Annotated in this window: 18 protein-coding genes and 3 pseudogenes; 1 reads left to right on the top strand and 20 read right to left on the bottom strand. The window is 69.2% G+C overall.

All coding sequences use genetic code 11. From position 1 onward, the window contains the following. Window positions 1-32 precede the first annotated feature (32 nt). Window positions 33-257 (bottom strand): annotated as a pseudogene (locus FGW31_RS34475) (type I-E CRISPR-associated protein Cas7/Cse4/CasC); the annotation flags it as partial. Between FGW31_RS34475 and FGW31_RS35855 the strand changes: the two are divergent. After that, a pseudogene (locus FGW31_RS35855) lies at window positions 254-451 on the top strand (IS5/IS1182 family transposase); the annotation flags it as partial. The pseudogenes FGW31_RS34475 and FGW31_RS35855 sit on opposite strands and share 4 nt — an antisense overlap. On the opposite strand, the pseudogene FGW31_RS36370 reads toward FGW31_RS35855, so the two are convergent. The 19 genes and pseudogenes from FGW31_RS36370 to FGW31_RS34570 all read right to left on the bottom strand — a co-directional run. Further along, a pseudogene (locus FGW31_RS36370) lies at window positions 433-576 on the bottom strand (hypothetical protein); the annotation flags it as partial. The pseudogenes FGW31_RS35855 and FGW31_RS36370 overlap by 19 nt on opposite strands. Before the next feature lie 669 nt (window positions 577-1,245). Further along, window positions 1,246-2,379 carry a ParB/RepB/Spo0J family partition protein gene (locus FGW31_RS34485; protein ID WP_142197543.1) on the bottom strand — a complete coding sequence of 378 codons (1,134 nt, stop codon included), beginning with the start codon at window positions 2,377-2,379 and terminating at the stop codon, window positions 1,246-1,248. Then, on the bottom strand, window positions 2,376-3,638 hold the full coding sequence (locus tag FGW31_RS34490) for a ParA family protein (protein WP_142197544.1): 1,263 nt from the start codon (window positions 3,636-3,638) through the stop codon (window positions 2,376-2,378). The genes FGW31_RS34485 and FGW31_RS34490 overlap by 4 nt, the downstream gene beginning before the upstream one ends. 512 nt (window positions 3,639-4,150) lie before the next feature. Beyond that, window positions 4,151-5,536 carry a pentapeptide repeat-containing protein gene (locus tag FGW31_RS34495; RefSeq protein ID WP_142197545.1) on the bottom strand — a complete coding sequence of 462 codons (1,386 nt, stop codon included), beginning with the start codon at window positions 5,534-5,536 and terminating at the stop codon, window positions 4,151-4,153. A 1,241-nt stretch (window positions 5,537-6,777) separates the two neighbouring features. Next, the gene (locus FGW31_RS36330) at window positions 6,778-8,142 is read right to left on the bottom strand and encodes an eCIS core domain-containing protein (protein ID WP_142197546.1); all 1,365 of its coding nucleotides are present in this window, start codon (window positions 8,140-8,142) and stop codon (window positions 6,778-6,780) included. 336 nt (window positions 8,143-8,478) lie between these two features. Continuing rightward, on the bottom strand, window positions 8,479-8,898 hold the full coding sequence (locus FGW31_RS34510) for a RapZ C-terminal domain-containing protein (protein WP_142197547.1): 420 nt from the start codon (window positions 8,896-8,898) through the stop codon (window positions 8,479-8,481). 88 nt (window positions 8,899-8,986) lie between these two features. Continuing rightward, window positions 8,987-9,169, bottom strand: a complete 183-nt coding sequence (locus FGW31_RS34515) for a hypothetical protein (protein WP_142197548.1) — start codon at window positions 9,167-9,169, stop codon at window positions 8,987-8,989. Continuing rightward, complete coding sequence (locus FGW31_RS34520; RefSeq protein WP_142197549.1) at window positions 9,169-9,651, bottom strand: hypothetical protein; 483 nt, start codon at window positions 9,649-9,651, stop codon at window positions 9,169-9,171. The genes FGW31_RS34515 and FGW31_RS34520 overlap by 1 nt, the downstream gene beginning before the upstream one ends. Continuing rightward, entirely contained in the window at window positions 9,651-9,854 is a 204-nt protein-coding gene (locus FGW31_RS34525; protein ID WP_142197550.1) for a hypothetical protein, read from the bottom strand. Before FGW31_RS34525 ends, FGW31_RS34520 begins: the two co-directional genes overlap by 1 nt. Before the next feature lie 171 nt (window positions 9,855-10,025). Further along, window positions 10,026-10,163, bottom strand: coding sequence for a hypothetical protein (locus FGW31_RS35870; RefSeq protein WP_233452630.1), 138 nt, complete (start codon window positions 10,161-10,163; stop codon window positions 10,026-10,028). Next, on the bottom strand, window positions 10,160-10,603 hold the full coding sequence (locus FGW31_RS34535; RefSeq protein WP_142197551.1) for an ASCH domain-containing protein: 444 nt from the start codon (window positions 10,601-10,603) through the stop codon (window positions 10,160-10,162). Before FGW31_RS34535 ends, FGW31_RS35870 begins: the two co-directional genes overlap by 4 nt. Then, window positions 10,600-11,277: a diguanylate cyclase domain-containing protein gene (locus tag FGW31_RS34540; protein WP_142197552.1), complete on the bottom strand. Its 678-nt coding sequence runs from the start codon at window positions 11,275-11,277 to the stop codon at window positions 10,600-10,602. Before FGW31_RS34540 ends, FGW31_RS34535 begins: the two co-directional genes overlap by 4 nt. A gap of 94 nt (window positions 11,278-11,371) precedes the next feature. Further along, window positions 11,372-11,677 carry a hypothetical protein gene (locus FGW31_RS34545; RefSeq protein ID WP_233452631.1) on the bottom strand — a complete coding sequence of 102 codons (306 nt, stop codon included), beginning with the start codon at window positions 11,675-11,677 and terminating at the stop codon, window positions 11,372-11,374. Window positions 11,678-11,772: 95 nt separating this feature from the next. Beyond that, the gene (locus FGW31_RS34550) at window positions 11,773-12,543 is read right to left on the bottom strand and encodes a hypothetical protein (RefSeq protein ID WP_142197554.1); all 771 of its coding nucleotides are present in this window, start codon (window positions 12,541-12,543) and stop codon (window positions 11,773-11,775) included. A 77-nt stretch (window positions 12,544-12,620) separates the two neighbouring features. Continuing rightward, on the bottom strand, window positions 12,621-13,154 hold the full coding sequence (locus tag FGW31_RS34555; RefSeq protein ID WP_142197555.1) for a hypothetical protein: 534 nt from the start codon (window positions 13,152-13,154) through the stop codon (window positions 12,621-12,623). A 322-nt stretch (window positions 13,155-13,476) separates the two neighbouring features. After that, window positions 13,477-13,686 (bottom strand): hypothetical protein, encoded by a 210-nt coding sequence (locus tag FGW31_RS34560; protein WP_142197556.1) that lies wholly within the window; start codon window positions 13,684-13,686, stop codon window positions 13,477-13,479. Further along, window positions 13,683-14,657 carry an ATP-binding protein gene (locus FGW31_RS34565; protein WP_142197557.1) on the bottom strand — a complete coding sequence of 325 codons (975 nt, stop codon included), beginning with the start codon at window positions 14,655-14,657 and terminating at the stop codon, window positions 13,683-13,685. Before FGW31_RS34565 ends, FGW31_RS34560 begins: the two co-directional genes overlap by 4 nt. Continuing rightward, window positions 14,654-15,004, bottom strand: a complete 351-nt coding sequence (locus tag FGW31_RS35215) for a hypothetical protein (protein ID WP_182675337.1) — start codon at window positions 15,002-15,004, stop codon at window positions 14,654-14,656. Before FGW31_RS35215 ends, FGW31_RS34565 begins: the two co-directional genes overlap by 4 nt. After that, window positions 15,001-15,435 carry a hypothetical protein gene (locus FGW31_RS34570; protein WP_233452632.1) on the bottom strand — a complete coding sequence of 145 codons (435 nt, stop codon included), beginning with the start codon at window positions 15,433-15,435 and terminating at the stop codon, window positions 15,001-15,003. The genes FGW31_RS35215 and FGW31_RS34570 overlap by 4 nt, the downstream gene beginning before the upstream one ends. Between the last annotated feature and the right edge of the window lie 38 nt (window positions 15,436-15,473).

A 15,473-nucleotide genomic window follows, 5' to 3' on the forward strand; every position in this document is an offset into this window, starting at 1 on the left:
GGCCCGGTCCTGTTGGTCAATTCGGGCCCTCCGACGGACTGGTCGAGGTCGGTGTTCCGGTCGGTCAGGAGCCGCACGATCTTCTTGGTCCGCACTCTCAGCTCGGCGGGGTCGAGCAGGTGCTCGTCCTTGAAGCATGTGCGGATGGCCCGCTTCCACGCCTGGCTGGAGACACGGGCGCGGGGAACGCCGCCGTAGACGGCCGTCTTGGTCGCACCCGTGTCGTCCCGGTTGAGGTTGCTGGGCGGGACGGTCCGACCGCGGCTACGACCACGACAAGTACCGGCGCTTGGTTTGGGATCTCGGCGTGAAGCCTCTGATTTGCCCGCCGGGATACCGAGCACGGCACCGGGCTCGGCGCCCAACGCTAAGTCGTAGAGCGCACCTTGCCCATCTGTACTGGTTCCGCCGCCTGCGGATCCGGTGGGAGATCCGCGACGACAACCACGAACTTGAGCAGGGCAGTTTGCTGGAGATCGTGGCCTGGGGGATGCCGAGGCGTTTGGCGGCCTTGGTCTGCGAGCCGTAGTACTCCACCAGTTGCTGGAGGGCGTGGGCTTCCTCGAGGTCGGTCATGTCGTCGCTGTGGTAGTTCGCGACGAACGCGGCCTCGAGGAGGGTCTCGTCGGTGCTGACTCGCGCGTCGTCGACGCGAACCGGGATGGTGGCCAGGCCCACGCGGCGGGCTGCTTCGAGGCGCCAGTGGCCGTCGACGGCGATGTACTACGTTCCTTCGTCGAGGTCGTCGGCGCGGGTCGGGGCGGTCGCGGAGGTAGGCGTCGGTGGTGGCCACGACCATGGGCAGGATGACTCCGACTTCGCGGACGGAGTCCACGGTCTCGTCGAGGTTGCGCAGGTGGTTGCGCGGGTTGTCGGGGTTCTCGCTGATGAGCGTCACCGGCAGTTCGGTGATGGCCGCCGTGGCCGTGTTGTCGCCCCCGATCGTGCGCTCGATGACGTCGCGGCGGGAGCTGCGGGCGCCGCAAGCCGCTCCTGAAGGCGGGCGCTGCTGGGGTGTCAGCCTTGTCTAACGGATTGCTCCCTCCGCGCCCTTCTGCACGGCCACCCTGCGCCTTTGCGCCACCCAGAGTCGCCGGCCGCCCCTTCAAGCCCGCTATCCGACCGTGCGAAGCCGAAGTGGTATGCCTCTCACAGGACCGGGCCGGGTTACAGGCAGACGACCAGCACGGCCGTGGGCCCATCCACAGCTTGATGGGCCCACGGCGTGGTTGAGGCGCATCCGAGTCAGCCGATGCGTGTGGCGGCTTCCTCGGTGAAGGATCGTGCCAGCTCGCTGGCCCGCGCTGGGTCTCTGTCGAGTGCCTTGCTGTTGAGCAGTTCCAGAAGGGTGAAGAAGGCGTCGTTGTCCTTGACCCTTACGTCCAGCAGCAACGCGAGTTCGCCGGGCTTGTCGAACGGCACCCGGCGAGCTTGCTGTTCGGGACTCGCGTCCCTGTGGTTGGGGGAGGAGTCGGCGCGCGGCTCAGGGAAGTGCTCTGCTGCTGCCGAGCTTCCAGTCGCCGCCTCGCGAGTCGACTCGTCGCCCTCGCTTTTCGAGTTCTCTTCCACGGAGCCGGTGATTACGTCGTAATCACCGGCAGGGCTATCGGTTGTGGTCTCGTCAGCAGTTGATGTCCGTCGCGTCGCACGGCGGCTCGGCGTGCGTGCCGCCTCCTTGGCCGTTCGTTCAGCCTTGAGCTCTTCCAGGGCTGCTTCCTGCTGTTCGACAGGCTTGTTGCCGACTGCGCGCAGGAGGTCGATGGGTTCCTGCCCGATGCGGGCCTGGAGTTCCGGGGTCAGGTTGAGCAGGGCAAGGCGCTGGGAGACCCAGCCTTGGGAGCGGTGCAGGCGCTTGGCGAGGGCTCGCTGGCTGCCGTGGATTTCCAGCAGCCGCTGAAGGGCGCGGGCTTCGTCGAGTTCTTCGAGGGCCTGGCGGTGGATGTTGGCCACGAGGGCGGATTCGAGGAGCTCTTCGGGGGTCGAGCCCTGGTTGTCGCTGACCATGACTGCGAGCTTGTCGAGGCCGGCCTCGCGGGCTGCGGCGAGGCGGCTGCTGCCGTCGACAACGACGTGGGTGGTATCCGGCTCGAGGTCAGCTTCGCGTTCTGGGTTGGCCTTGACGTAGGCGTCGCGGTTCATCACCGTGATGGCCTGCTTCTGACCGTGGGTCTTCAGACTGCCTGCAAGGTCAGTGAGGTCCCCGAGACTGGAGCGGGGGTTGTCCGGGTTGAGGCTGATTCGGTTGACGGGGAGTTCTGTGGGTGGGGCGATTCCCTCAGTGGGGACGCCCGTGGCGGCGGCGACGGCCTGACGGCGTGCGCTGACCGTACGCACTCCCCCGCCGAACCGGCCGGAGCCCAGCTGATCAGCCTTGCTCACAGCACCTCCCTTGCCAGGGCCCGCATGCCGACAGCCTGCTGGGACTTGGGAGCGTAGGAGAGCAAGGGTTTCTTCACGCGTACTGCTTCTTTCTGTTCCTTGAGGTCTCCGATGAGTCCCACGACCCTCGGATCCTTTATGTCCACCCAACCCTGCAGGGAGGAAGTCGCGATGTATCCGCGACGGGAGTCGTAGAGGTTGACCACGATGCCCAGGTAGTCGATGTCGACCTGAAGGTCGCCGCGCAGGTCGTCGATCTGGGTGGTGAGCAGTTCGTAGGCGTCGGCGGAACTGTCCTCGGCCTGAACCACGATGAGGGCTCCGGACTGGCCGGGCTTTTCTCCGTCGCGCCTCCGGCCGTAGTAGGCGGCGGCGTCCATGCTGAGACCGAGGCTCGGGGGGCAGTCGACGATGATTACGTCGTAATCGGCTTCGAGCGGGGCGAGAGCCCGCTCAAGGGCTGCTTCCCGCGCTCGTACTGCGGACAGGCGGACATCGAGGAGGAAGGCGTCGTTGCAGGCAGGCAGCAGGTGAAGGCGGCCGCCGAACGTGTCGTCATCAACGGAGACGATGAGATCGCGCAGGTCACCCTTGGGGTCTCCCGCCATGTGGTTTGTGAGGCTGTCGCCGTTCATCGGCAGTGGGCTGCCACCGAGCTGGTTGGTGAGGTGGCATTGCGGGTCGAAGTCCACGAGGAGTACCCGCAGTCCCGGGCCGGGGAGGTTCTCGATGTCGAGCGGGTCTGCGACCACTTCGGCGTCATCGTGTGCCTCGCTCGCACGCAGAGCCTTGGTGAGTGCTTTGGCGACACGTACGGGGTGCAGGGTGTTGCGGTCTTCCGCCAGGGCCTCGCCGAGCCCGGCCGTGACAGCAGTCTTACCGACGCCGCCTTTCTGGTTGCAGACGACGATGCGCCGGGTGATCGTCGGTCGCTCGATGTCTGGGGACGGGTTGGCGTCGAGCCACAACTGGACGGACTGCGCGAGGCCTTGGATGAGGGAGACACGCCGGTCAGCGGCAATCCGTCGGAACTCTTCCCACTGCCCGGGGGGCAGGAAGGTGGAGAAGGAGTCGGCGCCGGCAGTGTCGATGGTGGCGGGGGTGGCGGCGAGGCTGCACCAGTCGGTGATGCCTTGTTCGACGGCGGCCTGGATCTCGATGCCGTGCTGAGCGGCTCTGATTTTGAGGTTCTGCCGGAGCCATCCCGGCAGTTTGGAGACGACCTTCTCGCGGTCGCTGGAGGTGGCTGGCGAACTCATGAAGGACACCATACTAACGTCCATGATCAATCACACCAGCGACACGTTAGTTAGACCAAGCTGGTGAGAGGTCGCCGCTCCCCCCAGGTGATTACGCCGTAATCAAGCGGCTACCGGAGGACTCACCCTCACACGGCGATTACGACGTAATCACCGGTGCAGCGGAGCCGAGCAAGCGATCGTGACGTCCACCCGGGCGGGGCCAATCCGCGGAGGTCGGCCCGTGCCAGCGCGGCTTCGCAGGACCGCCAGCCCAGTTCGGCCCGCATGCCAGGCCCGGGGAGGGGCGGACGGCGCGCGGATCGTGCGGCGTCACGCGAAGGAAGCCCCGGGAACGCGACACAGCAGCAGACCTGATGAACCGGGATCGCGTTGAGATCACCCGGCTGTAGGCGCCTGCGGCGGGGAGAGTTACCTCAAGCAATTGGGCTGGGCCAGGTTGTCGTGCTGACGCCTCTGGTGGCACGCGCCCCCTGGCGCCAGTGTTCTGATGGTCTGCTGTCCAAGATCCACTAAGCGCCAGAGGGAACGGGCACTGAGCCCCAGCTGAAGGCTGTGCCGCTGGTTGTCCAGTCTTCGAAGTCAACAGCGCCGCCACTGATCGTCATGTCTCTGAAGGAGATCGTGCCGCTGCTGAACGTCCCGCGGCGAAAGACGATTCTGCCTCCGCTGTTGATCGTCGCGGCTCCGAAGGAGACCCTGCCGCCGCTGAACACCGCGCCATCGAAGAGGACCGTGCCACCCGCGAAAGTAGCGTCGTCGAGGGAGACTTCGCCACCGCTGAATGCCGCGTGGTCGAAGGTGACCCTGCCACCGCTGAACGTCGCAGCGACAAAGGAGACCATGCCATCGGTGAACGTCCCGCGGCGGAAGGTGACCGAGCCGTCGCTGAACCCCGCGCCGGCGAAGGAAACAGTGCCACCGTCGAACGCCGCACCGAAGAAGGCGACCCTGCCACCGTCGAACGCCGCGCCCTCGAAAGACACCCGGCCACCGCTGAACACGGCTTCCGCGAAAGAAACCCGGCCTTCCCTGAACGCCGCGCCGTCGAAGGAGACCCGGCCCTGTCTGAACGCCGCGCCGTCGAAGGAGACCCGGCCACCGTCAAACGCTGCGCCCTCGAAAGACACCCGGCCACCGTCAAACGCCGCGCCCTCAAAAGACACCCGGCCACCGTCGAACACCGCGCCCTCAAAAGACACCCGGCCATCGCCGAACACCGCGCCCTCGAAGGAAACGGGTCCTCCGAAGTTGCTGCCGCCGAATGTGCCTCCATCGAAAGTCGCGCCGGTGAAGTCGAGACGGTGCCTGCACCAGGCCGTGGCCGCATTCGGGTCCTGCAAGTGGTCCCGGATAACGCTAATGATGGTCAGGCGGACCTGCCGCTCCCCAGCCTTGTGATCGGATGCGGCGGGATCTGGTTCGTAGGGCATGCGCAGGTAGGCACACAGAACGTCGATGCAGACCTGGCGTTGTTCTTCCCAGTCATCGGCGAGACGTGCGAGAGCGTAGACGCCAGCGAGGCGCACTGCGGCCTGGTCGTGGCCAAGCTGTTCGGCCGCAGTGGTGTAGCGGTCGGCAAGTTGGCTTGCGTCGGAGCGGTGCGCGTCGCCCTCGGAGAGGAGCTGTTTCCGGTAGGCGTACAGACCAGCGAGCACGGCACCGATCAGGGTCAGTGCGGTAACGGTGGCTTTGAGGACATCGTTGATGTTGACCGGCTTGGCTGGCGACTGACCTTCGGCGGCCTGTGCGAAGTAGTGATAGGCGTAGCGGTAGATGACGTAGCCGAGGCAACCGGCGGCTACCAACGCGAGAGGGGCCACAAGCCAGACGGGCCAGAGGTTCGGGGTGTACCGGCCTTTTGATGCCTTGGCCTTGCGCTGGAATGAAATCACCACCTGAGGATCATGGGTCCCGGGCCTAGCTCTGTGCAGCGGTTTACTCAAAACAACCCCGCCCCGTTCCCAGCCGCGCCAGGACGGTGGAGGCCGTGGGTCAGGCAAGACAACAGTGTCGCCTGATCCATTCCACGGAAGTCGGCCTTCTCCAGGCTCTTGGGGGAGCGAGGCCGAGTTGGGTGCAACGGGCCTGTGCTGCGGCGCGTCATCGGCGAGGCTGCCGACTCAAGGTGGTCGAGGGCGTGGTCGATATCGCAGCAGGCAGGCATGAAACCTCCCACAGGGCGTTTCGTGGCAACTGTCCCATGGGGCGGCTGCCGCTGCGTCGCTTGCAGGGCCAGCACCACCTAACGAGGGCGCATGCTCCGGATGCCGACACACCATGCCCAGGTCTGCAGTCCTCACCGCCTCTGGATCGACCGAGCCGTCGAATCACTCGCGCAGAACTACCCCAAGATCGTCGCCGTTCAACAGCGCCATGACCGGCGCCCCTTCGCCGACACGGCCCTCATGCAACCTGTGCTACGAGCAGGCCTCTCTGTTCTGGCCGTCCTCCTGCGGCACGAAGACCCTCAGCCATCCCCGCACAGGCGAAGCGGCTCCCGCTGCCCGGATGTAATCCCTGGCGGCGGGAGCCGCTTCGCGTGCGTCATTGTTCTGGCGGAGAACACGGCGCGGTCCTTGTGTAGTTGCAGCGCGGGAGTAGGGGCAGCAGGCCCCGCCTGGTTAGACGGGGCCTGGGGGAGTGCTGGTTTCAGTTTCAGCAGTGCGTGGGCGGCTTTCGGAGCCTAGGTGGCCGACGTCTCCCAGAGGAGGTCAGCCAAGGCAGCCGCGATCTGCAGGTGGGACTCAGAGCTACGCCCAGCCCGCCAACCTGATGTCGGCGTCACCGTAGTCGTGCCGTCATCACCCTCGTCAGTCTCGGCCTCTCACAGGACGGGGCGGCCACGTACTCGCTCCGTGGCAGCGCCGGCCAGGAGCGTCACGGCGTCAGCCTCATACGGGTCGGTGAACAGCTCGTGGTCGCTGACGTTGAACGACCCAACCGCGCGGAAACGCTGAATCTGAGCACGACGGTGATTTCCCGCTCTACCAGCGCGGCAGTGGGCCGGTCGGTGTCCCTGGGAAGCGTGCCGGGCTTGGGTGTAAGGACCGAGGCGCAGCAGTGTTCAACCCCCGGTTGACGGGACGCTGAGTGATGCGGACTGGGGGACCGGACTGCGTCCGGCCCGCAGGGCCGGTCAGGTTCCGGAGGAGGACGCCGTCGGCTTGCGCCGGGTGCGTCGGCCCCTTGCCATGATGCCGTTGATGATCTCGGAGTGACGGCCCTTGAGCGCCGCGACTGGCACCTCGATGGTCTGGTAGGTCGCGTGACCTTCCTGCCGTTCTGCCACGCTGTTCTCGTCGTGCCAGCGCAGATCAGTGCCGCCTGCCTCGATGTACGGGATGTCGGGGACGGTTTGGAGGAGCACCCGTCTACCGCCCGGGGCGGGAAGTTCAATCCAGAAGTGCTCTGGGACACCGAAAGCGCCGTCCATTCGGTAATGGCACATGATCCAGCCCGCCGGGTTAGCGGCGTCGATCCGCAGGCCGTGGGACTGTACGAAGGTCCGGACTGCGCGTTCCATGAGAGGGCGGATCGCGGCCTCGTCGTGCTGGGCGTCGAAGTTTTCGGGGTCGAAGCGCATGCCAGCGGCCATGATGTCGTCCCGCAACCGGTCCAGATCGGCTCTGACCGCCGGCTCGACCTGATCCAGCTCCCGTACGTCGGCCTCCTCGCTCAGGCCGATGAGGTAGTTCCAGTACTCACCCCGGTCGAGGCCGCCAGAGTCTGCGGCGGCCCGCACGGCCCACTCCCAGCAGGCGGCCTCCTCGGGCGTCTTGGGGAGCTTGCGCCCCTGCCCGCCCGCGTAGGTGTGCTCCCGTCCGGCAGAGGCGGCGATCAGGTTGACCGCGTCCTCGGAGATCTCCCCTTCCGTGCTCTCCTCGCGGGTGCGCTTCATCCGCTGGACGACGGTGCCGACCGCTCCGCGCGCGGAGCGGTCGGCATCAACGGGCCGCGTGGCGGGAGGACCGCTCATCGCGCGCCGTGCGTTGGCCTCAGCCTCCCGTTCGAAGCGGTCGCCGGGGTCAGAGACGGACAGCCCGTCGCCGTTGTCGGTGCCCGCGACGGGGCCCTGGCGCTGCTGGATGACGTGGGTCAGCTCATGGGCGAGCGTGTGCCGGTCGCCACCGCCGTCGCCGATGACGACATGGTTGCCGGATGTGTAGGCACACGAACCGATCTCGGCGGCGGAACGGCGGGCCTCGGCACCGGTGTGCAGCCGTACGTCGGAGAAGTCGGCGCCGAGGCGGCCCTCCATGTCAGTACGGGTGGTCGTGTCCAGGGGCCGTCCGCCGCCGCGCAGCACACCGGGCACCGTCGAACGCTGCACTGCCGGCTGCGCCGACGGCTCGGACTGTTCCGATTGCCTCGACCGGCCTGATTGCCTCGGCTCCTCGGTGTGCCCGCAGCTGGGTCCGTGCCGGTGCCGGTCCAGCGCCCCGGGGTGCCCGGCTCCCTGCAGCAGTCGCACTACCGCGGCGTTGCCGATCGTCGGCTGCATCCCGAGGAGCCCGGACACACCCGCCACCGGCCTCTTCGCGCCTGCCGTCGGCGAGGCCAGAGTTTCCCGCTCGCTGTCCCGACTTCTCCGTGCCCGCACGCCGGTTTCTCCTTTTCAGGGAACGCCCTCCCTGTCTACCAGCACACACGCGCGCGGGACGAGAGACGAACGGGCAGTCACACCTACCTGTAAGGGCAGTCTGAACCGGCGGGTGGGGTGCTGGGTTGGCACTGTCGTTCTCCACCGCGTCCTAGCCGGGCGTCCAGAGCTGTTCGGCGGGATGCATGGTGCCGTCGTCACCCTCGCTCGTCACGAGGTCGTACAGGCCGGTGGTCATCATGCACTCGCTCCCGTGCCAGTGTTGGCCGCCTTGAGGACGCGCGGGAGATGGACGTGGAGGTGTTCGACGTCGACCTGGCGGCCACGGGTGCGAAGTTCGCGGGCAAGAAGTTCGGTGAGTCCGGATGCCCTGTGCCTGCCGCCTGCACATCCGATGGCGATGCGGCGGGGGCCGGCGGGCAGGACGGCGTAATCGGCGAGGTTTGCGAGCAGCTCGCGGGCTCCGGGGGTGTTCAGAACGACGTCCTGGACGCGGGGGTTGAGGCCGTCGAGATCGAGGATGTCGCGGGCGGCGGCCGGGTCACGGAGCCGGTCGCGAACGTCCTCGATCCGGTCGGCGGAGGGCGGGATGGGGGAGCCGTCCGGGCCGGTGGGCAGGTGCAGGTAGCCGAACGAGATCAGACGGATCGGGCGCAAGGGAGCCTCCTGCTCGTAGTGAAGGGCGGGAACGTGTGGAGCGCCGCGCCCGGCCGGGAAGGGCGGGGCGCGGCGCTCCGGGGCGGTGCTACTGGGTGGCGGTGTCGGTGACCACGAGGAACTGGTCGGTGCGCAGATCCATCACGACCTGAGCAGTAGTGCCCTGGACGCGCTGGCTGGCAGCGAACTCTTCGGCAGGCCAGGAGCCGCGGCGCCCTCCAGCGGGTAACCGCTCCAGGACGGTCCGGGCCTGTTCGGGGGCGGTGTCCATCAGGCGTCACCGCCGTTCACACGCTCGTGGATGTCGATGAGGATGGCGATGGCGTCGGGGTTCTCTGCCAAGCCGACCCACGTCCCGTGCGCGTTGAAGACGGGCACGGTGTCGGTGTCGGTGTCGAAGATGACGACGTAGTCGCCGTAGCGGTCCATCACCATGTCCCGCAACACCGGGATGCGTCCGGTATCCAGGACCTCCAGGGCGTCGACGGTGAGCCGGGCAAGCTCGCCGGGTGCCGGCGGCTGGACGAGGATGCCGGTGACGCGCAGCAGGTCGCCGGGCTGGATGCCGTTCAGCAGCTCGTGGGTGATCCGGGGGTCTCCGCTGGTGCAGGTGACGACCGTGTCGGGGGCGTCGTCGGGGAGCGCGTCGATGTCAGCGGGTCGGACGATCAGGTCGAAGGTGGCGGTGCCGCGCGGGCCGGGAGAGGGTATCGCGTCGACCCAGCCGTCGACGGCGCAGTGCTTGGTGTCCATCAGCTGGCCTCCGCCAGGGTCTCGGTGGGGCGAGGGGAGCAGGGTCGGGTGGTGCGCTGGGCGATGTCCAGCAGCTCGCGGTTGCGCCGCTGCTGGGCAGGCGTGAGCGGGCGGGCCTTTGCACCGTGGCGGTGCCAGAGCGGGGAGGCGGGCGGCTCGGGGTAGGCGAGGGCGTGGTCGACGTCGCGGTCGGTGCTGCTCATGAAGGTCCTCCAGGTGGAGGTCAGGCGTGGGCGCCTTGGCCCTTGGACTTGGGCTTCGGCGCGAGGTCGGAGGCGAACCGCCCGAGGCGGGCCTCAACGGGGTTGGCGGCGATCCAGGACTCGACCGCATGCCTTTACGGGCTCGCCGGAGTGGGAGCGGATGGGCGTGGGCTAGCCGCACAGCGTGCAGGGGAGGTACTGCCAGCAGTCGAAGTGCCGGCTGTCGCGCCACTCGAGGAGAGCGCCGGGAGCCGGGATCAGGCCCGGCTCGAACGGCGGCTTCTCCTTCGTGCGTCCCCTGCGGGTCACGGCCGGAAGTCGGGCAGCTGCTGGAGCACTCGGTCCAACAGGTCCTCGGTCGGCTTCCAGGGCCCGAGCTGCCCGGCAGCGGGGACAGGCAGCGGCAGCTCCTGAACGTCCTGGAGGACCAAATGCCAGGTGCCGGCCTGCGCCCACGGCGAGCAGGGCGGTGCTCCGTCGGGGTCCTGGTGACAGTCGACCAGGCGCGCGATGCCGATCACGGCTCCGGTGGGCAGCTCGTGGCCGCGGATTGTGCGGGCGATCAGCGGGACGCGCAGGGCGGGCCGGTCGATCCGCTGGCCCGCGTGCAGGAGCATCCAACCGCGCCAGCTCCAGGGCTTGGGCCGGTTCTCGATGACCTTCTGGCCGGTCAGGATGCAGGTGGCGTGCGGCTGCTGGACGCTGATGCTGCGGATCCAGTCGCCCTGCGGGAGGATCGAAATGCTCATGCGGCTCGCCCCCAGAGGGCCGTTCCCGGGCGCCCGGGGCGGCGGCCGTTGATGGCCGGCGCCGTGGTGTGCGCGGGCGAGGCGACGGCGGCGCGGCCGGAGTGCTTGCCGTCGTACAGGGCCGCGTCGGCGGCCCGCTGCAGGACGGTCAGGTCGCGGTAGCCGACCGTGTGCGGGGTCGCGGCGCCGACGGAGGCGGCGACGTCGACGGTGCGGCCGTCCTCGAGGACGACGGGGGTGTGCAGCATGCGGACCAGCTGCGCGAGGCGCTGCTCAAGGCGCGCGGCGGGCAGCGCCAGGACCACGGCGAACTCATCGCCTCCAAGGCGGCCTACTGCGGCACGCGGGCCCGCCCACGCGGTGAGCCGGGCGGCGGTCGCGGCGAGGACGGCGTCCCCGGCCGCGTGGCCCATGGTGTCGTTCACGGCCTTGAAGTGGTCCTGGTCGACCAGAACCACGGCCGTGTCGTCGCCGTGGCGGGCCAGGATCCGGAGGGCGCGAGCGGTGTAGGAGTCGCGGCGCAGCAGGCCGGTCAGCGGATCCTTCCGGGTGGCGGCGAGCTGCCTGTGCAACGCGACGGCGTGCACGGCCCAGCCGGTTAACGGCAGGGCTGCGGTGGTCAGTAGGAGTGCGCGCTGCCCAATTCGGGCCTGCACGCGCAGGACGGAGTCCATACTGGGATCTCCCTGTCTCGTCTCGTACGGGGTGGGTAGGCCCAGGGCAGGCGGACTGGTTTGGACGCCGTTGTGCGCCTGTCCCGGGGGAGAGCTACAGCGCGAAGTCGCTGCGGGTGGTCCAGCTGACGGGGTTGTGCCAGAGGCCGGCCTTCGCAGCCGTCCACTCCATCTGCCAGCCGGGCCTCAGCCCGCGCGCTCCCCAGCTGTCCGGCTGCCTGCCGGGGATCTCGAGTCCGGCCGTGTGCGCGGCGAGCGCGGCGTCGTACACCTCGTGGGCTCGGCGCAGAGCCGCGGCGGGGGAGTCCGCGACGCCGGTGAAGACGTGCACGCCCTTGCGGGCCGGGTTGGTGGTGTCGTGTATCGGGACGTCGACCTCATAGAACTCGGTGCGCGGCATGACGCCCATCTCCTCTCCGTGCCAGTGCTTGAAGGGCCACCGCGACCGCCCCGGCCTCCGCGGCGCGGGAGGGCCGGGGCGGCGCGGAGAGCCCGTCAGGCCGCGTCGGCGGTGGAGGAGTCGAGGCCGGTGCCGCGGAGCGCGTCCAGGACGTACGGATCGAGGCGGTCCTGGTGCTGGGCGGAGACCGCATGGCCGGTGGCACGGCCGTAGGCGTAGCTGTAGGCGTACATGCTGGCGTTGGTGTCTTCGAGGGCCTGGTCGACGGCGCGGCGCGCGAGGTGCTCGATCCAGGTCTGCGCGGCAGACTCGCGGTGGGCGTGCGACGTCGTGAGGGCCACCGACTCCGCCCACCGTCCGCTGCCGCAGGCGCGGCCGCCGCACTGCGCCCAGTTCCACTGCCGCTGGCGCATGCCCTCGGGGTCGGCGTCCCAGTCCGCAGCCCAGCGGACGGCCTGCTCGGGGATCTGCTGCTGGACGACGTCCAGGACGTCGCGGCCGGCGGCGCCGAGCGCGCGGTGGGCGTCGGTCTCCTCGAGGACGCGGATCCGGTGGGAGAGCAGCCGGTAGGGGTAGTGGCGCTGGCCCCAGTTGCCGGCCTCGCCCAGCGGCTCCACGATCCACAGCCGTACGGGCCAGGTGATGGGCCAGATGCCGGTGTCCTCCAGCGCCTCGCCGACCCGCTTGACCATGCGGAAGTACGAGAAGGGGCGCTCGTCGAACCACAGGTTGGTGCAGGGCTGGGGGTGGTCGACGACCTGGCCGACGTTGGCGGCGAGGTTCACCGGGGTGCCGGCGTGCCGGGACAGCTCGATGATGCCGTCGGCGAGGGTGGCGATGTACCAGGTGACAGGCTTGCGGGCCATTCGGTCCTCCACGAAGGAGTGTTGGCGGCCGGGGCCGCTCGATAACCGGGTGTTGGTCGGGGTGCGCACGTCGGCGGTCAGGCGCGGTAGACGGGCGGGCGGACCCCGGCGCGCAGCTCGCGGATGATCGAGCAGGGGCCCTTGGTGGCGCAGTACGCGTCGTCGGTGTCCGGGAGGGCGTTGCCCGTGGTGCCCCACATGTCGCGGGCGACCGCGTTCACGGCGCGCAGCATCTCGCCGTTGTTGGGGCGGCAGGCGCTGTTGGTGTCGCCGACGCCGTGCCGGTGGGCGCTGATGATGTGCTGGCGGGCCTGGCGGGCGGCCCAGCGGCGGCTGCTGGGGCCGGTGTTCTCGTGGACGTGCCCGCTGTCGTGGAAGGTGTCGAGGTGGCAGGCGGTGCAGTGGTAGGTGACCAGTTGCTCCGGCTCGCCGCCGGGGCGCCAGGTGCCTTCGAACTCGAAGACGATGACCTCCGCGCCCGGGATCTCGGTGTGCGCGAAGGCGGTGACGAGGCCGACGCCGTCCGCGATCGCGCCGTGCTGTGCCTGGTTCCAGAAGACGCGGGGGATGAAGGTGTCCCAGCCCTTGCCGTGGGGCCACTGGGCGTACATGACGCCCTGCGAGGCGTCGAAGGTCGCCGTGCCGTCGGTGTTCTCGCGCTTGTACTGCTCGATCTGTTCGACCGACCCGAAGTAGGTGGCGCTGAACTCCTCGGACTCCAGGAAGACCAGCCCATACCCCTCGGGCGGGTGTCGTGGCTGTTCTCCCGAAGCATCTCGACCATGTCCTCGTAGCCGGGGTTTCCGGGGACGATAGTGCCGACGAGGAGCAGCCGGTACCGGTCGCAGCTGGTGACGTGGGCCGGATTGGTCTCGCTGACGTGGTGCGCGGTCCGTACGTGTTCCTGATCGTGATGTTCATCAGTGCGTGTCCTTAGAAGTCGATCCGGACTGTGATGGGCATGCGGCGGTCGCCGTAGTCGCGGCGGGGGTTGTGGACGGTGCGCTGGTGCGCGGCGAGGCCGGCGCCCCCGCCCTGGATAGGCAGGTGGCAGTCCGGGCAGCCGTGGAGCCAGTCGTCGCCCTCGGGGAGTTCGGCAGGAGTGAGGGGGTGCGGGTGCGGGCCCTCGGCGGCGCGGCTCATTCCCTCACCGCCGCGGCGTGCTGCTCCTCCAGGTCGGCGCGGCCGTAGGGGTCGTCGTCCATGCCGGCCGTGTGGGCGTCGGCCTCCTGGTCGACGTCGCCGTAGCCGCCGTGGACGTCGCAGACGATGTCGTCGCGGTGATCCAGGTCGCCGGTGAGCGCGCGGTACAGGCAGGTGACGCTGTAGGCCGGCGTCCAGGCGGTGCCGCCGCACTCGGGGTCGAACGGGCACGGCACGGCGATGTCGAACCCGATGTCGCCCTCACCGTCGACGTCCAGGCGCAGCGCGAGGGTCAGGGACTGCTGGCCGAGGCGGACCTCGCCGACGCGGTCGCCGCCGACGATGTCGGAGTCGTCCTTCCACCGCCACATCGGCAGGATCTCCTCACCGAAGAAGCGGCGTACGAGGAGCAAGTGGCCCAGGCCGTCGCTGCCGTCCAGGCCGAGGTCGGCCTGCCGGGCCGCGCTCAGGTGCCGCAGGTACGGCTCCAGCCGGTTCAGGTCGTGGGCGAAGAGGACCTGGGTGAAGCCCTCCCGGGCGAGGCTCTGGTGGGAGAAGGTCATCGCCTCGTGCTGGCGCCGGACGACGTCGTCGGGCACGCGCCGGTTGGCCGGGCGCGGCTGCTGCCGCTGGAGGCACAGCGACAGCGGCGTGGAGACGACGACCGCGACCGTCGGCACGCCGAACTTCTTGGCCGTCATCACCAGCTCGACCCTGACGGCCTCTTCGACGTTGGTTGCGTCGACGACGGTGTTCAGGCAGCGGGCCATCCGGCGCTCCAGGATGAGCTTGAGGACATCGGCGGCGTCGGCGGTGGCGGCCTGGTCGCCCGGGTCGTCGCTGACCGTGCCCCTCAGAGCGTCGAGGGAAAGGACCTGGGAGGCCGGCCAGGTGCGGGCCAGGGTGCTCTTACCGGCGCCGATCAGCACGACGAGCGCGTTCTCCGGAAGCCGCGGGTGCGTCTGACTCACGTGTCGTCTCCTTGCGGTTCAAGGGCGCGGGCGGCCCAGGTCATGCGCTGCCCGGCGTTGTCGGTGATCAGGGCGGCGGCCTCGTGCAGGGAGCGGGAGGCGACGCCGTCGCGGTAGGGCTCGTACTGCTCCGCCCGGCGGGCGGCCGTGCTGACGAGCTGGGCGAGCGCGGGGAAGAGGCCGCCGGGGACGTCGATGTCCTTCTGGAGCTCGCGCAGGATCGCGGCGAGCTCGGGGGCGTCGATGTCGTCGGCGCTCAGGTCGTCCTCGGCCTGCTGGAGGGCGAGCTGGGCGATGCCGAGCGAGGCGCGCACCCGGTCCAGGCGCGTGCCCGGGCGTGCGGTCACCGGGTCTTCGCCCCGATGGTGGCGACCAGCGCGGCGGCCGTCTCCCAGCCGTGATGCCAGGCACCGTCCAGGTGGAACGCCCCGTTGATGCCGAAGTCGGCGAGCTTGTAGAAGCCGCCCTTTCCGGTCTTGGTGGCGATCCGCTCCAGCAAACCCTTACCGGGGACGCGGCGGTCCGCGGCGTAGTGGGTGCCGAACGAGATGGCGAGCGCGGCCGCGGCGGCGGCCGGGTGCACGCGGATGCCGAGCGCGCGGGCGCCGGCCCCGGCGACGATGGCCTGCGTGGCCGTGTAGGCGAGGCAGTGGTGCAGGCACGCCTTGCGGCCGTCGGCCGTGCCGTGGACCGTCTTCTTCTCGGTGACCGGGTCCTCGTAGGTGACCGGGTGGTCGTCGGAGGCGCCCTTCACCCGGGCGCAAAAGTCGTTCTGCACCCAGATTGTTGCTGCTTTCTGGGCGTGTCTCACATTCC

The organism is Streptomyces calvus (assembly GCF_006782915.1).
Classification (GTDB): Bacteria; Actinomycetota; Actinomycetes; order Streptomycetales; family Streptomycetaceae; genus Streptomyces; species Streptomyces calvus.